The organism is Serratia sp. MF1(2023) (genome assembly GCF_030954545.1).
Taxonomy (GTDB): domain Bacteria; phylum Pseudomonadota; class Gammaproteobacteria; order Enterobacterales; family Enterobacteriaceae; genus Serratia; species Serratia sarumanii.
The window spans coordinates 53377-72340 of the sequence record NZ_JAVHUX010000018.1; the positions used below are offsets into that span (position 1 = coordinate 53377).

Here is an 18964-nt window from a genome sequence, read left to right on the forward strand (position 1 = left end):
CGTTTCATCGTTCAAGTTGCAGGCTTTCATCGCCCGGCCTCAACAACAGCACAATAGGCCGCGCTTACTCGCGGCCCGGCAGTTTTTTCCAGGTGACTTCATTGCGCAGATAGGTCGGCTCGGCGTTTTCTACCGCCACCGCCAGCCCCTGTTGCCAGGCGTGCAACGCCAGCGGCAGCATGTCTTGCGCCTGCGGCAACAGCATCTGCCCGTCACGCACGCTCAGCGTAGACCCCTTGACCAGATCGGGATAGGTTTGCCAGCCGGTGCCGACGTGGGCCCATTCGCCCTGCAGGCGCTGCGCACGCTCCAGCGCCTGCGCCGGCGACAACACCGCCTCGCCTTCGCTTTCCAACCAGCTACCGTCCGCCTGGCGTTCGAACTGCCCCCAGTAGACTTCACCCATGCGCGCATCTACCGCCGCCAGCACCCGCTCCGCGCCGCAGACGCGCCAGGCGCCCTGTGCCATGGTTTGCAGCGTGGAAATACCGAGCATCGGCAGATCGGCGCCCAGCGCCAGGCCCTGAGCGATGCCAATGCCGATGCGCACCCCGGTAAAGCTGCCGGGGCCGCGGCCAAAGGCCAGCGCATCGAGCTGGTTGAGCGCCAGGCCGGATTCCGCCAGCACCTGCTGCACCATAGGTAAAATACGTTGCGTATGCTCGCGTGGGCACAGCTCAAACAGGGCGTGGATTTCGCCTTGATTCCAGACGGCGACGGAACAGGCTTCCGTCGCGGTATCGATCGCTAAAATTCGCGTGGACATGCCAACCTCTGGCGGGAATAAAACTGGGTTTTTCATACAGGGCGCGCATTGTAGCACAGCCCCGTAAGCCCTTCATCTTTCACGTGGCCGACGTGTCGGCGGCCTGCAGGAAGGCGATCGCCTGCTTCAAATCGCGGGTGCGCGGCGTAGGCGGCAGGCTATTGAGGAACACCTCGCCGTAGGGCCGCATGACCAGACGGTTATCGCAAATCACCAGCACGCCGCGATCGTCGGTGTCGCGGATCAAACGGCCGACGCCCTGTTTCAGGGTGATGACCGCATCCGGCAGCTGCACGTCATTGAACGGATCGCCGCCGCGCAGGCGGCAATCTTCAATGCGCGCCTTCAGCAGCGGATCGTCCGGTGAAGTGAACGGCAGTTTATCGATGATGACGCAGGACAGCGCATCGCCGCGCACGTCCACCCCCTCCCAGAAGCTGCTGGTCGCCACCAGCAGCGCGTTACCGGCGGCGACGAACTGCGCCAGCAGCTGCCCTTTGCTGGTTTCCCCTTGCAACAGCACCGGCAGCGTCATCGTGGCGCGGAACTCTTCCGCCAGCTCGCGCATCATCTGGTGCGAGGTGCATAAAAAGAAGCAGCGGCCGTTGTTGGCTTCAATTAATGGCCGCAGCATGCGCGCCAGCTGGCGCGCTCCGCCGCGCTGATTCGGCGAAGGCAAAAAGCGCGGCACGCACAGCAGCGCCTGCTTGGCATAGTCGAACGGGCTCGGCAACAGCAGCGTTTTGGCCTTGGTCAGCCCCAGCCGTTCGGTGAAGTGGCCCAACCGATCGTTGACCGACAGCGTAGCCGAGGTAAAGATCCAACTGCCCGGCTTCTCGTCCAGCATTTCGCGGAACCGATCGGCTACCGTCAGCGGCGTCAGCGCCAGCACGAAATGGCGCGAGTTGCATTCATACCAATAGCTGTAGCCCGGCTCCGTCACCGCCTTCAGCCGCTTGAGGCGCGCGCGGTACAGCGTGGCGCGCTCAAAGGCGGCGTCCAGCAGCGCCGAACGCCCCAGCGACAGTTTCATCACGTCATAACACAGCTCCAACGCGTCATCGAGCAGCAACAGAGCGCGCTGCACGTTCGGTGCGCCGAGCACGTCACGCAGATTGCCGCGAAAACCCGGCTCGCCCAGATTCAGACGGAAATCTTGCGTGCTCAGGCTGAGACGGTCGGCGCTTTTTTGCAGTTGAGCGGCGTCGCGCACCTCGGTGCGGTAGGCGATGGTGATGTCCTTCGCCAGATCCAACAGTTGGCGGCTGGTGAGCTGTTGGCCGAAATACTGGCTGGCGATGTCGGGGATTTGGTGCGCTTCGTCGAAAATCATCACCTCGGCTTCCGGGATCAGCTCGGCGAAACCGCCCTCTTTCACCACCATATCCGCCAGGAACAGGTGATGGTTTACCACCACCACATCCGCATCCATCGCGCGGCGGCGTGCCTTGACCACGAAGCAATCCTGATACAGCGGGCAATCGCTGCCCAGGCAGTTGTCATTGGTGCTGGTCACTAATGGCCAGACGAAGCTGTCTTCCGCCACTTCGCTGCAGGTGCTGATGTCGCCCTCTTTAGTCTGCGACGACCACTTGCGCAGCTGCACCAGATCGATCAGCGTCTGCCCCGCCAGCTCGCCGCCGGCCATCGACTGCTGCTCCAACCGCTCGAGACACAGATAATTGGAGCGCCCCTTCAGCAGCGCCAGCTTGCCTTTGTACTTCAACGCTTTGGCGACGGTGGGCAGATCGCGCGCATACAGCTGATCCTGCAACGCTTTCGAACCGGTAGAGATGATCACTTTGCGATCGGCGCGCAGCGCCGGCGCCAGATAAGCGAAGGTTTTGCCGGTGCCAGTGCCGGCTTCCACCACCAGCTCCTGCTTGAAATTGATTGCCTCGGTGACGGCTTGCGCCATCTGCCGCTGCGGCTCACGCGGTTTGAATCCCTTGATAGCCTGCGCCAATGCGCCGTCTGTTGCAAAATCGTCTGTCACGCTGTCTCTCTGCCGGTGTCATTCAGCGGTGATTATGCCAAGCCTGCCGCCCGGCTACCACCCACTTTATCGCCGCGCTTTTTCATTACCGGCTGTGCTACCCTTAGCGGGACTATGATATGGAGATAAGCAAATGAATATCGAAAGAATTGATCCCGATCAGCGCTGGTCCGAAGCCGTGGTGCACAACGAGACCGTTTACTACACCAGCGTGCCGGAGAACCTGGACGACGACGCGACCGCGCAGACCGCCAACGCCCTCGCCGCCATCGACGTGCTGCTGGCGCGCGTAGGTTCGGACAAAAGCCGCATTCTGGACGCCACCATCTTCCTGGCCAACAGCGCCGACTTCGCCGCGATGAACGCCGCCTGGGACGCCTGGGTGGTCGCCGGCAGCGCGCCGGTGCGCTGCACGGTGCAGGCGCAGCTGATGAATCCGAAGTACAAGGTGGAAATCAAAATCATCGCCGCGCTGTAAGCCTGAGCGCAGACGAAAAAAAACCGCAGACGGCAACGCCTGCGGTTTTTTATTGCCCGTTATCAGGACAGTTTAAGGATCACCATCCCCATCAGCAGCAGCGCCAGGCCAATCCAGCCTTTGGCGTTCAACCGCTGGCCGAACATGATCCAGCCTGCGGCGATGGTGGCGGCGATACCGAAACCGCCCCACAGCGCATAAGCGATCGACAGATCGATGCCCTTCACCGCCTGCGCCAGGGCGCTGAACGCGCCGAGCACCGACAGCAGCGACAACAGCCCCAGCCAAATTTTACGGAAGCCGTCCGACATCTTCAGGAAGATGTTGGCGATGATTTCCAGCACGATCGCCAGCCCCAGGAACCCAATGTGGTACAACTCAAACTGTTGCATGGTTGTTACCTCGCGGGCTGACCTGTTTTCGCTCTTTGCGGGTACCGGATTTCACCAGCATGATGCCGGCGATCAGCGTAGCCAGGCCCAGCACCTTCAGCGCCGAGATTGGCTCGTCGAACCACAGCACGCTGAACAGGGTAATGAACAGAATACCGATGCCTTCCCACAGCGCATAGGCCACGCCCAGCGCCACGCGTTTTACCGCTACGGACAGCAACACATAAGACGCGGTGATCATCACGTACATCACGATGTGCCCGATCATGCCGCCATTGACGCTGGCGTATTTCATCGACAAGGTGCCGATGATTTCGGTCATGATGGCCAAACCTAAAAAGATCCAATAAATCATAATTTTTCTCCCAAACGGCGAATAACGCGCGCCAAGGCATATTTATCCCGATTTATCTCGTCGAACGGCCGCATTGCGGCGCGCAAGACGCAGAGATCCCTGGGGATAAACTGACCCAAACGCAAAAAGAATGTTTGCCCGGCTGAACGGTAGAGCGAAGGCGAAAGCCCGCTACCGGCACCGGTTAAGGGAGAAAGACGCTATAGCTCGCTGCACCAGTGATGCTCACTGGCAAGGATCGCAGACAGGAAGAGTTGGCACGTAGAGGTTCTGAGGGTAATTCCGTTAATAGTCATCATAATCGTTCTCTATTATCAGCCGCACACCGTGCGATTTGCCCAATATCCTCATGAAAGTAAAATTTTCGACTGAGATATTTTTACCACAGCCAAAATAAGAAAGCAAACTGCCGTTTTCATAAAAATAGAAAAAAAACGGGTTAAAAATAAGAACGTTAATCACGATAAAAATTAAAAAAGGCTCAACGGAGCGTTGAGCCTTGCGATATTCGCGGCGCGCAAATAAGCGCCAACCCCAGGCGCGGCGCGGGTTACAACGCGGCCCCGCTGACGGCGCTGCGCGCCAGTTCAGTGATGCGCGCGTAGTCGCCGCTTTCGAGCGCGTCCGCCGGTACCAGCCAGGAACCGCCGATGCAAAGTACGCTGTTCAGCGCCAGATAATCGCGGTAGTTGTTCGGCGTAATACCGCCGGTCGGGCAAAAACGCACCTGCGGGAACGGGCCGCCGATCGCCTGCAGCGCCTTCACGCCGCCGTTGGCTTCCGCCGGGAAGAATTTGAACTCGCGCAGGCCGTGATCCATGCCCTGCATCAGCTCGGAAACGGTGCTGATGCCCGGGATCAGCGGGATTGGCCCCGCCGTCGCCGCCTGCAGCAAGGCTTCGGTCAGCCCCGGGCTGATGGCGAACTGCGCTCCCGCCTCGGTCACCTCCCGCAGCTGCTGCGGATTGATCACCGTACCGGCGCCGATGATGGCCTCCGGCACCTCTTTGGCGATAGCGCGGATCGCCTCCAGCCCGCAGGCGGTGCGCAGCGTCACCTCCAATACCCGCACGCCGCCGGCAACCAGCGCTTTCGCCAGCGGCACCGCCTGCTCCAGCTTGTTGATCACGATAACAGGCACCACCGGCCCTGCCGTCAGGATCTGCTCGGCGCTGGTTTTCCAGTTTTTCATCGTTATTTCTCCATTACTCGCGGTTAACAATGGCACGCCCCTGCCACAGGGCTCCGCGCAAATGCGCGGACGTCCGGCCGTACCGTAAGTGATGTGGCCCACGCGCAGATCGCAGGCAAAAAAAGCCGGCAGACAGGCTGCCGGCATTGCGCATTACTCGAACTCGTTCCAGGAACGGCCGTCGCGGGTGATCATCGCCACCGAGGCCACCGGCCCCCAGGTGCCCGCCTGATAAGGCTTCGGCGCCTCGTTGTCGGCTTTCCATGCGTCCATGATGGAGTCGACCCACTTCCAGGCCTCTTCCACTTCATCGCGGCGCACAAACAGCGCCTGAATGCCGCGCATGGTCTCCAGCAGCAGGCGCTCGTAGGCGTCCGCCACGTGCTCCTGGTTGAAGGTTTCCGAGAAGCTCAGATCCAGCTTGGTGGTCTGCAGACGGTGCTTGTGATCCAGCCCCGGCACCTTGTTCAGCACCTGAATTTCGATGCCTTCGTCCGGCTGCAGGCGGATGGTCAGCTTGTTCTGCGGCAGCTGCTGGTAAGAATCGCTGAACAGGTTAAGCGGTGGGTTCTTGAAGTACACCACCACTTCCGAACATTTGGTCGGCAGGCGTTTACCGGTACGCAGGTAGAACGGCACCCCGGCCCACTGCCAGTTGTCGATATCCACGCGGATGGAGACGAAAGTTTCGGTGCTGCTGCTCTTGTTCGCCCCTTCCTCTTCCAGATAACCCGGCACTTTCTTGCCCTGGACGAAACCGGCGGTGTACTGACCGCGCACGGTGGTTTCCCGTATATTGGTCTGATCGATGCGGCGCAGCGAACGCAGTACCTTCACCTTCTCGTCGCGGATACGGTCAGTGGTCAGATCCGCCGGCGGCGACATGGCGATCATGGTCAGGATCTGCAGCAGGTGGTTCTGGATCATGTCGCGCATCTGGCCGGCCTGGTCGAAGTAACCCCAGCGCCCTTCGATGCCCACCTCTTCCGCCACGGTGATCTGCACCGAATCGATGGTGCGGTTATCCCAGTTGGATGCGAACAGCGAGTTGGCGAAACGCAGCGCCAACAGGTTCAGCACCGTCTCTTTGCCGAGATAGTGGTCGATACGGTAAACCTGGGATTCGTTGAAGTACTCCGCCACCTGGTCGTTGATCACGCGGGAAGACGCCAGATCGGTGCCCAGCGGCTTCTCCATCACCACGCGCGCCGGCTCATGGTTCAGCTTGGCTTCGCCCAACCCTTTGCAGATGGCGCCGAAGGTGCTTGGCGGCATGGCGAAGTAGTTGATGGTGGTGCGGTGTTTCTGATCCAGCATTTTACCCAATTTGGTAAAGTTCTTGCTGTCGTTGACGTCCAGATTGCAGAAGTCCAGGCGTGCGCTCAGCGTGGCCCAGAGTTCGTCATCCAGTTTTTCCTTCATGAAGGTGCCAAGCGCTTCCTTGACCACTTCGGTATAGGCTTTTTTATCCCACTCCGCGCGGCCGACGCCGATGATCCGCGTTTCCGGGTGGATGTGTCCGGCTTTCTCTAACTGGTACAGGGAAGGCAGCAGCTTACGGCGCGCCAAATCACCTTTCGCGCCGAAAATAACCAGGTCACACGCCTGGGCTGTAGAGGTTACCGCCATGTTCATCTCCTCGTTGCAGGATATTTGTAATTTTCTTACATTACTAATGTACTCTGTTTGACTACGGCCAGCAAACCCAGCGCAGAAGCAGAAAAAAAGACCTCAATATTCCAGTGGAAAGCGCCAATGTGCGCCAGCGCCCTCGTCCCGGGCAAAACTGTAATTTTTCGTCTTTTTTGACGCTCTGTTACCATTATGAAAGTTAGACACAGGTCATATTCTGGTGAAAAAAGCCTGCATACGCCCTGTCGAGACTGCCAACGGTTACCAGCACGTAGTATATTTTCACTAAACCGGCATTGATTTCTCCTTTGTTTGAAATCGTCATACCCTATCGATTCCAGGTTACAGCCGCTCGTTTGGCGTCTGCTTGCACGGCGAACACGGGCGAGATTCGACGCTGTTGCTTGAAAGCCACAGGGATAAAACCATGAGTGACTCTCGTTATATGAATACGCTGGACAAAATCCAGAGCCATCTGGAACTCCTGAGCAAATCTGAAAGGAAAGTCGCCGAGGTGATCCTGGCCTCCCCGCAGACCGCCATTCACTCCAGCATCGCCACGCTGGCGCGCATGGCCGACGTCAGCGAACCCACCGTCAACCGTTTTTGCCGCCGCCTTGATACCAAAGGCTTTCCCGACTTCAAACTGCATCTCGCCCAAAGCCTGGCTAACGGCACGCCCTACGTAAACCGTAACGTCGAGGAAGACGACAGCGTCGATGCCTATACCAGCAAGATCTTCGAATCGGTCATGGCCAGCCTGGATACAGTAAAGGCAAATTTGGATATTGCCGCAATCAATCGTGCGGTTGACCTGCTCACCCAGGCAAAAAAGATCTCTTTCTTCGGCCTGGGCGCCTCCGCGGCGGTAGCGCACGATGCGATGAACAAATTTTTCCGCTTCAACATTCCGGTGGTCTACTTCGATGACATCGTTATGCAGCGCATGAGCTGCATGAACTCCGGCGAAGGCGACGTGGTGGTGCTGATCTCACACACCGGCCGCACCAAGAATCTGGTGGAGATGGCCCACCTGGCGCGAGAAAACGACGCCACGGTACTGGCTATCACCTCGCGCGACACCCCGCTCGCCCAGGCGGCGACCCTCGCTCTGCTGCTCGACGTGCCCGAAGACACCGACGTTTACATGCCGATGGTGTCGCGGATCGCGCAATTAACGCTCATTGACGTGCTCGCCACCGGATTTACCTTGCGCCGAGGGGCTAAATTCAGAGATAACTTGAAGCGGGTCAAAGAAGCGCTCAAAGAATCGCGCTTTGATAAAGGCGTGGTCATTCCCAACAGTTTTGATTCGTGACCCGACGAAGAAAAAATCGCCGTTCAACAGACATTTGAATGACGGCATCAGAGGCGGTACCCTGTTAACATGCTCATGCGGGTAACCCGGGTGAAATATCAGTGTTGTAAAATTACATTTCACGCCTGGTTTCGTTATCCGACGTTATCGCAACACCAATATTTGCTTCACCAGTCAACGGAGTAATACATGTCCAGACGGCTCAGAAGAACCAAAATCGTTACCACCCTGGGTCCGGCTACTGACCGCGACAATAATCTGGAAAAGATCATTGCCGCCGGCGCCAACGTAGTTCGGCTTAACTTCTCCCACGGCAGCCCGGAAGATCACCAGGCTCGCGCTGACAAAGTGCGCGAAATCGCCGCAAAACTGGGACGTCACGTCGCTATACTCGGCGATCTGCAAGGGCCGAAAATCCGCGTCTCCACCTTCAAGGAAGGCAAAATCTTCCTCAACGTGGGCGATAAATTCCTGCTGGACGCCAACCTGTCAAAAGGCGAAGGCGATAAAGAAAAAGTCGGTATCGACTATAAAGGCCTGCCTGCCGACGTGGTGCCGGGCGATGTCCTGCTGCTCGACGACGGCCGCGTTCAGTTGAAAGTGCTCGAAGTTCAGGGCATGAAAGTGTTTACCGAAGTGACGGTCGGCGGCCCGCTGTCCAACAACAAGGGCATCAATAAGCTCGGCGGTGGCCTGTCGGCCGAAGCGCTGACCGAAAAAGACAAGGCGGACATCGTGACCGCCGCCAAGATTGGCGTCGACTATCTGGCGGTTTCCTTCCCGCGCACCGGTGAAGACCTGAACTATGCCCGCCGCCTGGCGCGCGACGCCGGCTGCAACGCCAAGATCGTGTCCAAGGTTGAGCGTGCCGAAGCGGTCTGCAGCGACGAAGCGATGGACGACATTATTCTGGCCTCCGACGTGGTGATGGTTGCCCGTGGCGATCTCGGCGTCGAAATCGGCGATCCGGAACTGGTCGGCATTCAGAAGAAACTGATCCGCCGCGCCCGTACCCTGAACCGCGCGGTGATCACCGCAACTCAGATGATGGAGTCGATGATCACCAACCCGATGCCGACCCGCGCCGAAGTCATGGACGTGGCCAACGCCGTGCTGGACGGCACCGACGCCGTTATGCTGTCGGCGGAAACCGCCGCCGGCCAATACCCGGCGGAAACCGTGGCGGCGATGGCGCGCGTTTGTCTGGGCGCCGAGAAGATCCCGAGCATCAATGTTTCCAAACACCGCCTGGACGTGCAGTTCGACAACATCGAAGAAGCGATTGCCATGTCTTCGATGTATGCCGCCAACCACCTGAAAGGCGTTACCGCGCTGATCGCCATGACCGAGTCCGGCCGCACCGCGCTGATGATGTCGCGCATCAGCTCCGGCCTGCCGATCTTCGCCATGTCGCGTCATGAGCATACGCTGAACCTGACCGCGCTGTATCGCGGCGTGACGCCGGTGTATTTCGACAGCCACAAAGACGGCGTGATCGCCGCCAATGAAGCCGTCAATCGCCTGCGCGACAAGGGCTTCCTGGTCTCCGGCGATCTGGTGATCGTTACCCAGGGCGACGTGATGGAAACCGTCGGCACCACCAATACCAGCCGTATCCTGCGCGTCGAGTAATCCACGCCGCAGACGAAATGCCGGCCGGCTCACGTTGGCCGGCATTTTTTTTGCCCCTGCACCGCCATAAAAGACGGAGAACACCATGCTCCACCAACACACTCCCGCAGCGAGCGGTGATGAGCTCGATCTCGACGGCCACGGCCTGACGCAGCTCGACGAGTCGCCGTTAGCCGGCCACGCGCTGCGCAAGATTAGCCTGTACGACAATCAGCTGACGGCCCTCCCTGTCGCCCTCTTCAGGCACCGAAATCTGCGGGTGCTGAATATCTCCTGCAATCAGCTCGACCGCCTGCCGCCGGAGATTGGCCAGTTGCAACAGCTCGAGATGTTCGACTTTGGCCACAATCGCGCAAACGAACTCCCCGAAGAAATGGGGCAGCTGCATCGGTTGAAATACCTCTATCTGAGCGATAACGGCTTTAGCGATCTGCCGCGCTCGCTGGCGCAGCTGCAGCAGTTGGTTTACCTCAACGCGACCGACAACCATTTAACCGTTTTGCCACAGGCGATACCGAGGCTGGCGGCATTGCAGGAGCTGCGTTTATACAACAACCGCATCGGCAACCTGCCCGCCGAAATCGGGCAACTGCACGCGCTGCGCGAACTGCATATCATGAAAAATGCCCTGACCTCGCTGCCGGCGGAAATGGCTCAGCTCGGTGAGCTGGAGATACTCGACGCGGCTAACAATGCCATCGCCGAGCTGCCGCAGGCCTTCTGTCGGTTGCCGCGGCTGAGCGAGCTGAACCTGCGTTTCAATCATCTGACGCGCCTGCCGGAAAATATCGGCGAGCTGACGGCGCTGAGAAGTCTGGATCTGCGCGCCAACCGCCTGAGCGACCTGCCGGAAAGCCTCGGCGAACTGAGCCGACTGCGCAAACTGGACCTGCGCTGGAATGATTTCACCCGCACGCCTAAAGTCGTCGACATCCTGCGGGCTCGCGGCTGTAGGGTGCATATATGAAGAGACGCCGGCCGGATTGCGGCCCGGCCGGCGTTAGCGGCAGAAAGGATTAACGATACAGATCGTCGCGCGAGTAAGGTTCAATCTCCCCTTCCTTGCGCGTCTTCAGCAGTTTGAGGATCCAGGTATACTGCTCTGGATTCGGGCCCACCAGATTTTCCACTTCTTCATTCATGCGGCGGGCAATGCGCGGATCGTCGGCTTCGGCCAGATCGTCCATCGGCTCGCGAATATAAATATCCAGCATGCTGGTTTTGCCGTCGTACACCGGGAACAAAGGCACGATCGCCGCGCGACACACCTTCATCAGCCGCCCCACCGCCGGCAGCGTCGCCTTATAGGTGGCGAAGAAATCGACGAACTCGCTGTGCTCGGCGCCGTGATCCTGATCGGGCAGATAGTAACCCCAATACCCCTGCCGCACCGAACTGATAAACGGTTTGATGCCGTCGTTGCGCGCGTGCATGCGGCCGCCGAATTTACGCCGCACGGCGTTCCACAGGTAGTCGATCAGCTGATTACGCTGGTTGTGGAACATCGCCGCCATCGGTTGGCCGCGCGCGGCCATCAGCATCGCCGGCACATCCACCGCCCAGCCGTGAGGCACCAGGAAAATCACGTTGCGCCCTTCCGCCCGGATTTTGTCCAACACCTCTTCACCGTGCCAACGCACGCGCTTGAGCACTTTCTCGGGCTTGGTGCAAGCCAGCTCAGCCATCAGCACCATCGACTGCGGCGCACAGGCGAACATCTGGTCGATAATGTGCTCGCGGTCGCTTTCCGGCAGCCCCGGCAAGCAATACAGCAGGTTGATGCGGGCACGACGGCGCGCGCCCTTCGCCAGCTTGCCGGCCAGTTTGCCGACCGCACCCAGCACCGGATCGCGCAGGCGCGCGGGCACCAGCGAAATGCCGGCCATCAGGCCGGTTCCCAACCACACGCCCCAGTAGCGCGGATATAAAAAGGCTTTTTGAAACTGCGGGATGAACTCTACGTTCGATTTCTTCTCGTTTTGCATGCACATGCTCTTAGCTTAGCGATTCGGCTAATCATAATTGCCATCACCGATTTTGCAATTAACAACCGCGAACCGCCCAGATAAAACAGCATCGGCCCGCAATCAGGCCGATGAAATTAGCGGCGCCGAAGCGCCGGAAAAAGGGCGGGCGTTAATCCAACTGCAGTTGAGGAACCACTTCCTTCACCTGCGCCAGATAATCGCTGCGATCTTTGCCGCTCAGCCCTTCGGAACGCGGCAGCTTGGCCGTCAGCGGGTTCACCGCCTGTTGGCCGGTCCACAGTTCAAAGTGCAGGTGCGGCCCGGTGGAGCGGCCGGTGTTGCCAGAGAGCGCAATGCGATCGCCGCGTTTCACCTTCTGGCCCGGTTTCACCAGCAGCTTTTTCAGGTGCATATAACGCGTGGTGTACTGACGACCGTGGCGGATCGCCACATAGTTGCCCGCTGCGCCGCTGCGTTTGGCGATCACCACTTCACCGTCGCCGACCGCCAGCACCGGCGTGCCGACCGGCATGGCAAAATCGACGCCTTTGTGCGGCGCCACGCGGCCGGTCACCGGGTTCACGCGGCGCGGGTTGAAGTTGGAGGAGATGCGGAACTGTTTCATGGTCGGGAAACGCATGAAGCCGCGCGCCAGGCCTGAGCCCTGGCGATCGTAGAATTTGCCGTCTTCGGCGCGGATCGCGTAGTAATCCTTGCCGCCGGTGCGCAAACGCACGCCCAGCAGCTGGCTTTGCGATTTCTTGCCGTCGAAATGCTCGCGCGACATCAGCACGGAGAACTGGTCGCCTTTGCGCAGCTTGCGGAAATCGAGCTGCCACTGCAGCGCCTTAATCACCGAGTTGATTTCGTTACGGCTCAGCCCGGCGTCGCCGGCGCTGCTGACGAAGCTGCCGTTGACCCGGCCGCTGATCACGTTGTTGCGCCATTCGCCCTGCTGCGCCTCTTTCGACTCTTTGAAGCTGTTGCCGACGCGGTCATAGGTGCGGGTTTCGCGGCGGGAAACTTCCCAGGTCAACTGCTGCAGATCGCCCGCATCGTTCACGGTCCACGACAGCTGTTGGCCGATCTTCAGATTACGCAGATCGCGGTTTTGCGAGGCCAGCAGCGTGACATCCGACATATCGATGCCATATTGCGTCAGAATGCTGCCGAGGGTGTCGCCGGTGGAAACCACATATTCATGCACGCCATCGTCGCCGGCGTCTTTCTGATCCAGCTCATCCTGCGGGATTTCGTCATCGGGGGTGGGTTGGTCGGCATCAATCGGCTCACTGGCTTCGGGGAGCAATGACCGCATCTGGCTGGATTCTAACTCGACGCTCTTGGCAATGGGGTTGTGTTCTGGGTGGTAAACAAAAGGCCGCCAAACAGCGACGGCCAATGTGACGACTGTCAGCGACCCCAGCATGACGCGGTGGGGCCGTGGCAGGTTGTTATACGCCAGAGCGATAGTTCGGACTATCTGCTGCACTCGATATTATCCTCATAAGCTTTACTTCAGGCAGCTCACGTACTGGTTTGACAGCTGAGTCAGGAATTTCCCGTAGCTGTCCTTCCCCAGCGCGATGCCGACGCCCAGCGGGTCCAGCGTTCCGGAACGCACTTTGGTACCCTTGGCGACGGCATTGATTACGGCCGGCCTGAATTGTGGCTCAGCAAAAACGCATACCGCTTTCTGCTCAACCAACTGTGTTCGAATTTGGTGTAGGCGCTGTGCTCCAGGCTGAATTTCGGGATTGACGGTGAAATGGCCCAGCGGACTCAAACCGTAGTGTTTCTCAAAGTAGCCGTAAGCATCATGAAAAACAAAATAACCCTTACCTTGCACAGGCGTAAGCATGTTACCAACATTTTTGTCAGTTTGCGTCAGCAGATTCTCGAACTGGCGCAGGTTTGCGTCTAATTTGTCCTTATTTTGCGGCATAAGTTCCAACAATCTGTCGTGAATCGCGATCGCGGTCACTTTTGCTATCTCCGGCGACAACCAAACGTGCATATTGTACTCGCCGTGATGATGCCCATGATCGTCATCGGCATGGTTATGCGCTTCGCCTGCATGATCATGATCGTCGTCCTCTTCGCCTTTCATCAGCAGCGGCTTCACCGCCGGCAGTTCGCTGATGGCCAGCTTTCGGGTCGCCGAGATCGGCACCAGCGCCTTATTCAGGAACGCCTCCATATCCGGCCCAACCCACAGCACCAGGTCCGCGGAACGCAAGCGCTGGATATCGGAAGGACGCAACGCAAAATCGTGCGGTGAAGCGCCATCCGGCAGCAACACTTCGGTCGGCGTCACGCCGTCGGCGATGGCCGAAGCGATAAAGCCCAACGGACGAATCGAGGTCACCACCGCCGCGGAAGCGCTGCTCAGCGGGCCGGCCATCAACAGTGCGCTGGCCAGCAGCGTGCGCTGCAGCCATTTATTTTTCTTTGCCATCATCAGTAATCCCATCGTTTTCATCAACAAGGCGTGATATTATAACATTCGCTTCGTTCTGCAACCTGTAATCTCGAGATGTCTACACTGATAACGCTAAAAAATATCTCCGTCGCCTTCGGCAGCCGCAAGGTGCTGTCGAACATTTCCCTCAGCCTGCAACCCGGCCGTATTCTCACGCTGCTGGGCCCGAACGGCGCGGGCAAGTCTACGCTGGTGCGCGTAGTGTTGGGATTGGTCAAACCGACCGCCGGCACGCTGGAGCGTGAGCCCGATCTGCGCATCGGCTACGTGCCGCAAAAGCTGCATCTTGACGCCACCCTGCCGCTGACCGTCAGCCGCTTTATGCGCCTCAAGCCCGGCGTCAAGAAAGCCGACATTCTGCCGGCGCTCAAGCGCGTGCACGCCGCCCACCTGCTCGACCAGCCGATGCAAAAGCTCTCCGGCGGTGAAAACCAACGCGTGCTGCTGGCGCGAGCGCTGTTGAACAAACCGCAGCTGCTGGTGCTGGACGAACCCACGCAGGGAGTGGACGTCAACGGTCAGCTGGCGCTCTACGATCTGATCGATCAACTGCGTAAAGAGCTCGGCTGCGCCGTGCTGATGGTGTCGCACGATCTGCATCTGGTGATGGCGAAAACCGACGAGGTCTTGTGCCTCAATCAGCACATCTGCTGCTCAGGGGCGCCGGAAGTGGTGTCGATGCATCCCGAATTCATCGCCATGTTCGGCAATCGCGGCGCAGAGCAACTGGCGGTGTATCGCCACCATCACAATCACCGCCACGACCTGCAGGGAAGAATTGTCTTGAAGAAAACCGGGAGCCGCGAAGCATGATCGAACTGTTACTTCCCGGTTGGCTGGCCGGCGTGTTGTTGGCCGGCGCCGCCGGGCCGCTGGGCTCCTTCGTGGTCTGGCGCCGCATGTCCTACTTTGGCGATACCCTGGCGCATGCCTCGCTGCTCGGCGTCGCCTTTGGTCTGCTGCTCGACATCAATCCTTTCTATGCGGTGATCGCCATTACGCTGCTGCTGGCTCTGGCCCTGGTATGGCTGGAACGCCGCCCGCAGCTTTCGGTGGATACCCTGCTCGGCATTCTGGCCCACAGCGCCCTGTCGCTGGGGCTGGTGGTGGTGGCGCTGATGTCCAACGTGCGGGTCGATCTGATGGCCTACCTGTTCGGCGATCTGCTGTCGGTTACGCTGAGCGATATCCTGATGATCGCCGGCGGCGTCGCCGTGGTGCTGTTGGTGCTGTGGTGGCAGTGGCGCGATCTGCTGTCGATGACCATCAGCCCGGAGCTGGCGCACGTCGACGGCGTCAATCTGGCGCGGGCGCGCACCGTGCTGATGCTGGTGACCGCGTTGACCATCGGCCTGGCGATGAAATTCGTCGGCGCGCTGATCATCACTTCGCTGCTGATCATTCCCGCAGCCACCGCTCGCCGCTTCGCGCGCACGCCGGAACAGATGGCCGGCGTCGCGGTGCTGCTCGGCATGGTGGCCGTCACCGGCGGCCTGACTTTCTCGGCGTGTTACGATACGCCGGCCGGCCCTTCGGTAGTGCTCTGCGCCGCCGTGCTGTTCACGCTGAGCCTGTTCAAAAAACAGCAGGCTTGATTGAAGCCAGAACCAGAATATGACGAGGGCCGCAGATGCGGCCCTTTTGTATGGAGGATGGCAAACTTATGCTTCGCGTTCCAGCCCGAAATGCCGGTAGGCATGCTGGGTCGCCAAACGGCCGCGCGGCGTGCGCTGGATAAAGCCCTGCTGAATCAGGAACGGCTCGATCACGTCCTCGATGGTTTCGCGCTCTTCGCCGATCGCCGCCGCCAGGTTGTCCAGCCCGACCGGGCCGCCGGTAAACTTGTCGATAATCGCCAGCAGCAGCTTGCGATCCATATAGTCGAAACCTTCGGCATCGACGTTGAGCATATCGAGCGCCTGCGCCGCCACCGCGCCGCTGATCACGCCGTTGGCGCGCACCTCGGCAAAGTCGCGCACCCGGCGCAACAGGCGGTTGGCGATACGCGGCGTACCGCGCGCACGGCGAGCCACTTCATGGGCGCCCTCGTCGGACAGGTCCAGCCCCAGGCAGCCGGCGCTGCGCGAGACGATGTGCTGCAGATCCGCCACCTGATAAAACTCCAGCCGCTGGACAATGCCGAAGCGATCGCGCAGCGGCGAGGTCAGCGAGCCGGCGCGGGTGGTGGCGCCCACCAAGGTAAACGGCGGCAGATCGAGCTTAATCGAACGCGCCGCCGGCCCTTCGCCGATCATGATATCCAGCTGATAGTCTTCCATCGCCGGATACAGCACCTCTTCCACCACCGGAGATAAACGGTGGATTTCGTCGATGAACAACACGTCGTGCGGTTCGAGGTTGGTCAGCATCGCCGCCAGATCGCCCGCCTTCTCCAGCACCGGGCCGGAGGTGGTGCGCAAATTCACGCCCATTTCGTTGGCCACGATGTTGGCCAGGGTGGTTTTCCCCAGGCCCGGCGGGCCGAAGATCAGCAGATGGTCGAGCGCGTCGCCGCGCTGCTTGGCCGCCTGGATGAAAATCTCCATCTGCTCGCGCACGTGCGGCTGGCCAACGTATTCGGTCAACAGCTTGGGACGAATGGCGCGATCGAGGACTTCTTCCTCGTTGATCGGTTCGGCGGAGATCAGGCGATCGGCTTCAATCATTATCTACCTCTTAGCGGCCTTACAAAGCCGCGCGCAGCGCGTCGCGGATCAGGGTCTCGCAGTCGGCGCCCGGTTTGGCAATTTTGCTGATCATGCGGCTGGCTTCCTGCGGCTTATAGCCCAGCGCCACCAACGCCGAGACAGCTTCGGCTTCTGCGTCCGCTTCCGGCGCGTTGGCGGCGGCGGACGGCAGGCTGATCTCGCTGCTGCTGTTGAACAGATCGCCGTTCAGCCCTTTGAAGCGGTCTTTCATCTCTACCACCAGGCGCTCGGCGGTTTTCTTGCCTACGCCCGGCAGCTTGACCAGCGCGGTGATCTCTTCGCGCTCCACCGCGCTGACGAACTGCTGCGCGGACATGCCCGACAGGATCGCCAACGCCAGTTTCGGCCCGACGCCGTTGACCTTGATCAGCTCGCGGAACAGCGCGCGTTCCTGCTTGTCGTTGAAACCGTACAGCAGCTGCGCGTCTTCACGCACCACGAAGTGGGTAAACACGATGGCCTCTTGCCCCAGTTCCGGCAGCTCGTAAAAGCAGGTCATCGGCATGTGTACCTCATAGCCCACGCCGTTCGCCTCCAGTAACACCAGCGGCGGCTGCTTTTCCAGAATATTTCCTCTGAGACGACCTATCATTTACCCTCCTGCAGAATGACCGGGCATGGCGCCCTGCCATGCCGTTGCTGGTAAAGCTTATAACATAAAAAAGGCTGGATGAATATCCAGCCTGAGCAATCATCGCTTTGCGTCAGCGCAAACGCCCGCGCGCCAGGTTCAACCGCCCTTCGCTCATCCGCAGTACGTTCTGGCTGAGGTGGCAGTGGGTAATGGCGATGGCCAGGGCATCGGCGGCGTCCGCCTGCGGGTTGGCCGAGAGTTTGAGCAGCGAGCGCACCATGTGCTGTACCTGCGCCTTTTCGGCCGCGCCGGTGCCGACCACGGTCTGTTTGACCTGCCGCGCCGCATACTCGAACACTTCCAGATTCTGATTCACCGCCGCGACGATCGCGACGCCGCGCGCCTGGCCGAGCTTGAGCGCCGAGTCCGGGTTCTTGGCCATAAACACCTGTTCGACGGCGAAGAAGTCGGGCTGAAACTGGGTGATGATCTCGCTGACGCCGGCGTAAATCAGCTTCAGCCGCGTCGGCATGTCGTCCACCACCGTGCGGATGCAGCCGCTGGCAATATAGCTCAACTGACGCCCCTGCTGGCGGATAAGGCCATAGCCGGTGACGCGTGAGCCGGGATCGATACCGAGTATGATCGCCATATCTACATCCACCTTGCATGCACGGCGCCGCCGAACGGCGGCGCCCGTTTTACCGGATTACAGCGTCGCCGCCACTTCGTCGGAGATTTCACCGTTATGGTAAACTTCCTGCACGTCGTCGCAGTCTTCCAGCATGTCGATCAGGCGCAGCAGCTTAGGCGCGGTTTCCGCGTCCATGTCGGCCTTGGTCGATGGGATCATCGACACTTCCGCCGCTTCGGCTTCGAAGCCCGCCGCGGTCAGCGCGTCTTTCACCGCGCCCAGGCTTTCCCAGGCGGTGAACACGTCGATGGCGCCGTCGTCATAGGTCACGATGTCTTCCGCACCGGCTTCCAGCGCCGCTTCCATCACGCTGTCTTCATCCAGGCCCGGTGCGTAGGTGATCACGCCCTTCTTGGTGAACAGGTAAGCCACGGAACCGTCGGTGCCGAGGTTACCGCCGCATTTGGTGAAGGCGTGGCGCACTTCCGCCACGGTGCGGTTGCGGTTGTCGCTCAGGCATTCGATCATCACGGCGGTGCCGCCAGGGCCGTAACCTTCATAGATGATGGTTTCCATATTGGTATCATCATCGCCGCCCACGCCGCGCGCAATCGCACGGTTCATGGTGTCGCGCGTCATGTTGTTCGACAGCGCCTTGTCCATCGCCGCGCGCAGACGCGGGTTGGAATCCGGATCGCCACCGCCCAGCTTGGCGGCCGTGACCAGCTCACGAATAATCTTGGTGAAAATTTTACCGCGCTTGGCGTCCTGCGCCGCTTTACGGTGCTTTGTGTTGGCCCACTTACTATGACCTGCCATAAAAAATCTCCGAAAAAAA

19 protein-coding genes are annotated in these 18964 nt (G+C 59.8%); 6 read left to right on the plus strand and 13 right to left on the minus strand.

The annotated features are described in order from the left end of the window. Positions 1-64: 64 nt before the first annotated feature. Both tsaB and REA38_RS10195 read right to left on the minus strand, forming a co-directional pair. Positions 65-766 (minus strand): tRNA (adenosine(37)-N6)-threonylcarbamoyltransferase complex dimerization subunit type 1 TsaB, encoded by a 702-nt coding sequence (tsaB, locus tag REA38_RS10190; RefSeq protein WP_308885821.1) that lies wholly within the window; start codon positions 764-766, stop codon positions 65-67. 79 nt (positions 767-845) lie between these two features. After that, positions 846-2762: an ATP-dependent DNA helicase gene (locus REA38_RS10195; RefSeq protein ID WP_308885822.1), complete on the minus strand. Its 1917-nt coding sequence runs from the start codon at positions 2760-2762 to the stop codon at positions 846-848. Between the two features lie 133 nt (positions 2763-2895). Between REA38_RS10195 and REA38_RS10200 the strand changes: the two genes are divergently transcribed. Then, positions 2896-3240, plus strand: coding sequence for a RidA family protein (locus REA38_RS10200; RefSeq protein WP_033634838.1), 345 nt, complete (start codon positions 2896-2898; stop codon positions 3238-3240). A 62-nt stretch (positions 3241-3302) separates the two neighbouring features. Here the strand turns inward: REA38_RS10200 and mdtI are convergent, their stop codons facing one another. The 4 genes from mdtI to zwf all read right to left on the minus strand — a co-directional run bounded on the left by mdtI (position 3303) and on the right by zwf (position 6808). Then, on the minus strand, positions 3303-3632 hold the full coding sequence (gene mdtI, locus REA38_RS10205; protein WP_033634839.1) for a multidrug/spermidine efflux SMR transporter subunit MdtI: 330 nt from the start codon (positions 3630-3632) through the stop codon (positions 3303-3305). Next, positions 3619-3987 carry a multidrug/spermidine efflux SMR transporter subunit MdtJ gene (gene mdtJ, locus REA38_RS10210; RefSeq protein WP_033634840.1) on the minus strand — a complete coding sequence of 123 codons (369 nt, stop codon included), beginning with the start codon at positions 3985-3987 and terminating at the stop codon, positions 3619-3621. The genes mdtI and mdtJ overlap by 14 nt, the downstream gene beginning before the upstream one ends. Before the next feature lie 550 nt (positions 3988-4537). Next, positions 4538-5179, minus strand: coding sequence for a bifunctional 4-hydroxy-2-oxoglutarate aldolase/2-dehydro-3-deoxy-phosphogluconate aldolase (locus REA38_RS10215; RefSeq protein WP_033634842.1), 642 nt, complete (start codon positions 5177-5179; stop codon positions 4538-4540). A gap of 153 nt (positions 5180-5332) precedes the next feature. Beyond that, the gene (zwf, locus tag REA38_RS10220; protein WP_308885824.1) at positions 5333-6808 is read right to left on the minus strand and encodes a glucose-6-phosphate dehydrogenase; all 1476 of its coding nucleotides are present in this window, start codon (positions 6806-6808) and stop codon (positions 5333-5335) included. A 448-nt stretch (positions 6809-7256) separates the two neighbouring features. On the opposite strand from zwf, the gene REA38_RS10225 reads away from it, so the two are divergent. From REA38_RS10225 to REA38_RS10235, 3 genes are all read left to right on the plus strand, one after another. Further along, entirely contained in the window at positions 7257-8129 is an 873-nt protein-coding gene (locus REA38_RS10225) for a MurR/RpiR family transcriptional regulator (RefSeq protein WP_033634845.1), read from the plus strand. Between the two features lie 189 nt (positions 8130-8318). Beyond that, complete coding sequence (gene pyk, locus REA38_RS10230; protein WP_019452801.1) at positions 8319-9761, plus strand: pyruvate kinase; 1443 nt, start codon at positions 8319-8321, stop codon at positions 9759-9761. Between the two features lie 85 nt (positions 9762-9846). Further along, positions 9847-10728, plus strand: a complete 882-nt coding sequence (locus REA38_RS10235) for a leucine-rich repeat domain-containing protein (protein WP_197846314.1) — start codon at positions 9847-9849, stop codon at positions 10726-10728. 49 nt (positions 10729-10777) lie between these two features. Here the strand turns inward: REA38_RS10235 and lpxM are convergent, their stop codons facing one another. The 3 genes from lpxM to znuA form a co-directional block, all read right to left on the minus strand. Then, entirely contained in the window at positions 10778-11746 is a 969-nt protein-coding gene (lpxM, locus tag REA38_RS10240; protein ID WP_033638507.1) for a lauroyl-Kdo(2)-lipid IV(A) myristoyltransferase, read from the minus strand. A gap of 151 nt (positions 11747-11897) precedes the next feature. Then, complete coding sequence (gene mepM, locus REA38_RS10245) at positions 11898-13220, minus strand: murein DD-endopeptidase MepM (RefSeq protein WP_033634847.1); 1323 nt, start codon at positions 13218-13220, stop codon at positions 11898-11900. A 21-nt stretch (positions 13221-13241) separates the two neighbouring features. After that, on the minus strand, positions 13242-14186 hold the full coding sequence (znuA, locus tag REA38_RS10250; protein ID WP_033654440.1) for a zinc ABC transporter substrate-binding protein ZnuA: 945 nt from the start codon (positions 14184-14186) through the stop codon (positions 13242-13244). 78 nt (positions 14187-14264) lie between these two features. On the opposite strand from znuA, the gene znuC reads away from it, so the two are divergent. Together znuC and znuB are read left to right on the plus strand one after the other, a co-directional pair. Further along, positions 14265-15023, plus strand: coding sequence for a zinc ABC transporter ATP-binding protein ZnuC (gene znuC, locus REA38_RS10255; RefSeq protein ID WP_004932357.1), 759 nt, complete (start codon positions 14265-14267; stop codon positions 15021-15023). Continuing rightward, positions 15020-15805, plus strand: coding sequence for a zinc ABC transporter permease subunit ZnuB (znuB, locus tag REA38_RS10260; protein ID WP_033634849.1), 786 nt, complete (start codon positions 15020-15022; stop codon positions 15803-15805). The genes znuC and znuB overlap by 4 nt, the downstream gene beginning before the upstream one ends. A gap of 66 nt (positions 15806-15871) precedes the next feature. On the opposite strand, the gene ruvB is transcribed toward znuB, so the two are convergent. The 4 genes from ruvB to REA38_RS10280 all read right to left on the minus strand — a co-directional run bounded on the left by ruvB (position 15872) and on the right by REA38_RS10280 (position 18945). Further along, positions 15872-16876 carry a Holliday junction branch migration DNA helicase RuvB gene (gene ruvB, locus REA38_RS10265; RefSeq protein ID WP_049196087.1) on the minus strand — a complete coding sequence of 335 codons (1005 nt, stop codon included), beginning with the start codon at positions 16874-16876 and terminating at the stop codon, positions 15872-15874. A gap of 19 nt (positions 16877-16895) precedes the next feature. Beyond that, positions 16896-17510: a Holliday junction branch migration protein RuvA gene (gene ruvA / locus REA38_RS10270; RefSeq protein WP_033634852.1), complete on the minus strand. Its 615-nt coding sequence runs from the start codon at positions 17508-17510 to the stop codon at positions 16896-16898. Positions 17511-17622: 112 nt separating this feature from the next. Then, on the minus strand, positions 17623-18144 hold the full coding sequence (ruvC, locus tag REA38_RS10275) for a crossover junction endodeoxyribonuclease RuvC (protein ID WP_033634853.1): 522 nt from the start codon (positions 18142-18144) through the stop codon (positions 17623-17625). A 57-nt stretch (positions 18145-18201) separates the two neighbouring features. After that, complete coding sequence (locus tag REA38_RS10280; RefSeq protein ID WP_004932370.1) at positions 18202-18945, minus strand: YebC/PmpR family DNA-binding transcriptional regulator; 744 nt, start codon at positions 18943-18945, stop codon at positions 18202-18204. Between the last annotated feature and the right edge of the window lie 19 nt (positions 18946-18964).

Bases quoted from the DNA above. Each gene is read 5' to 3' on its own strand.
- tsaB (WP_308885821.1), bottom strand. From the start codon at position 766: ATGTCCACGCGAATTTTAGCGATCGATACCGCGACGGAAGCCTGTTCC.
- REA38_RS10200 (WP_033634838.1), top strand. From the start codon at position 2,896: ATGAATATCGAAAGAATTGATCCCGATCAGCGCTGGTCCGAAGCCGTG.
- mdtI (WP_033634839.1), bottom strand. From the start codon at position 3,632: ATGCAACAGTTTGAGTTGTACCACATTGGGTTCCTGGGGCTGGCGATC.
- mdtJ (WP_033634840.1), bottom strand. From the start codon at position 3,987: ATGATTTATTGGATCTTTTTAGGTTTGGCCATCATGACCGAAATCATC.
- REA38_RS10215 (WP_033634842.1), bottom strand. From the start codon at position 5,179: ATGAAAAACTGGAAAACCAGCGCCGAGCAGATCCTGACGGCAGGGCCG.
- zwf (WP_308885824.1), bottom strand. From the start codon at position 6,808: ATGGCGGTAACCTCTACAGCCCAGGCGTGTGACCTGGTTATTTTCGGC.
- REA38_RS10225 (WP_033634845.1), top strand. From the start codon at position 7,257: ATGAATACGCTGGACAAAATCCAGAGCCATCTGGAACTCCTGAGCAAA.
- pyk (WP_019452801.1), top strand. From the start codon at position 8,319: ATGTCCAGACGGCTCAGAAGAACCAAAATCGTTACCACCCTGGGTCCG.
- REA38_RS10235 (WP_197846314.1), top strand. From the start codon at position 9,847: ATGCTCCACCAACACACTCCCGCAGCGAGCGGTGATGAGCTCGATCTC.
- lpxM (WP_033638507.1), bottom strand. From the start codon at position 11,746: ATGCAAAACGAGAAGAAATCGAACGTAGAGTTCATCCCGCAGTTTCAA.
- znuA (WP_033654440.1), bottom strand. From the start codon at position 14,186: ATGGCAAAGAAAAATAAATGGCTGCAGCGCACGCTGCTGGCCAGCGCA.
- znuC (WP_004932357.1), top strand. From the start codon at position 14,265: ATGTCTACACTGATAACGCTAAAAAATATCTCCGTCGCCTTCGGCAGC.
- znuB (WP_033634849.1), top strand. From the start codon at position 15,020: ATGATCGAACTGTTACTTCCCGGTTGGCTGGCCGGCGTGTTGTTGGCC.
- ruvB (WP_049196087.1), bottom strand. From the start codon at position 16,876: ATGATTGAAGCCGATCGCCTGATCTCCGCCGAACCGATCAACGAGGAA.
- ruvA (WP_033634852.1), bottom strand. From the start codon at position 17,510: ATGATAGGTCGTCTCAGAGGAAATATTCTGGAAAAGCAGCCGCCGCTG.
- ruvC (WP_033634853.1), bottom strand. From the start codon at position 18,144: ATGGCGATCATACTCGGTATCGATCCCGGCTCACGCGTCACCGGCTAT.
- REA38_RS10280 (WP_004932370.1), bottom strand. From the start codon at position 18,945: ATGGCAGGTCATAGTAAGTGGGCCAACACAAAGCACCGTAAAGCGGCG.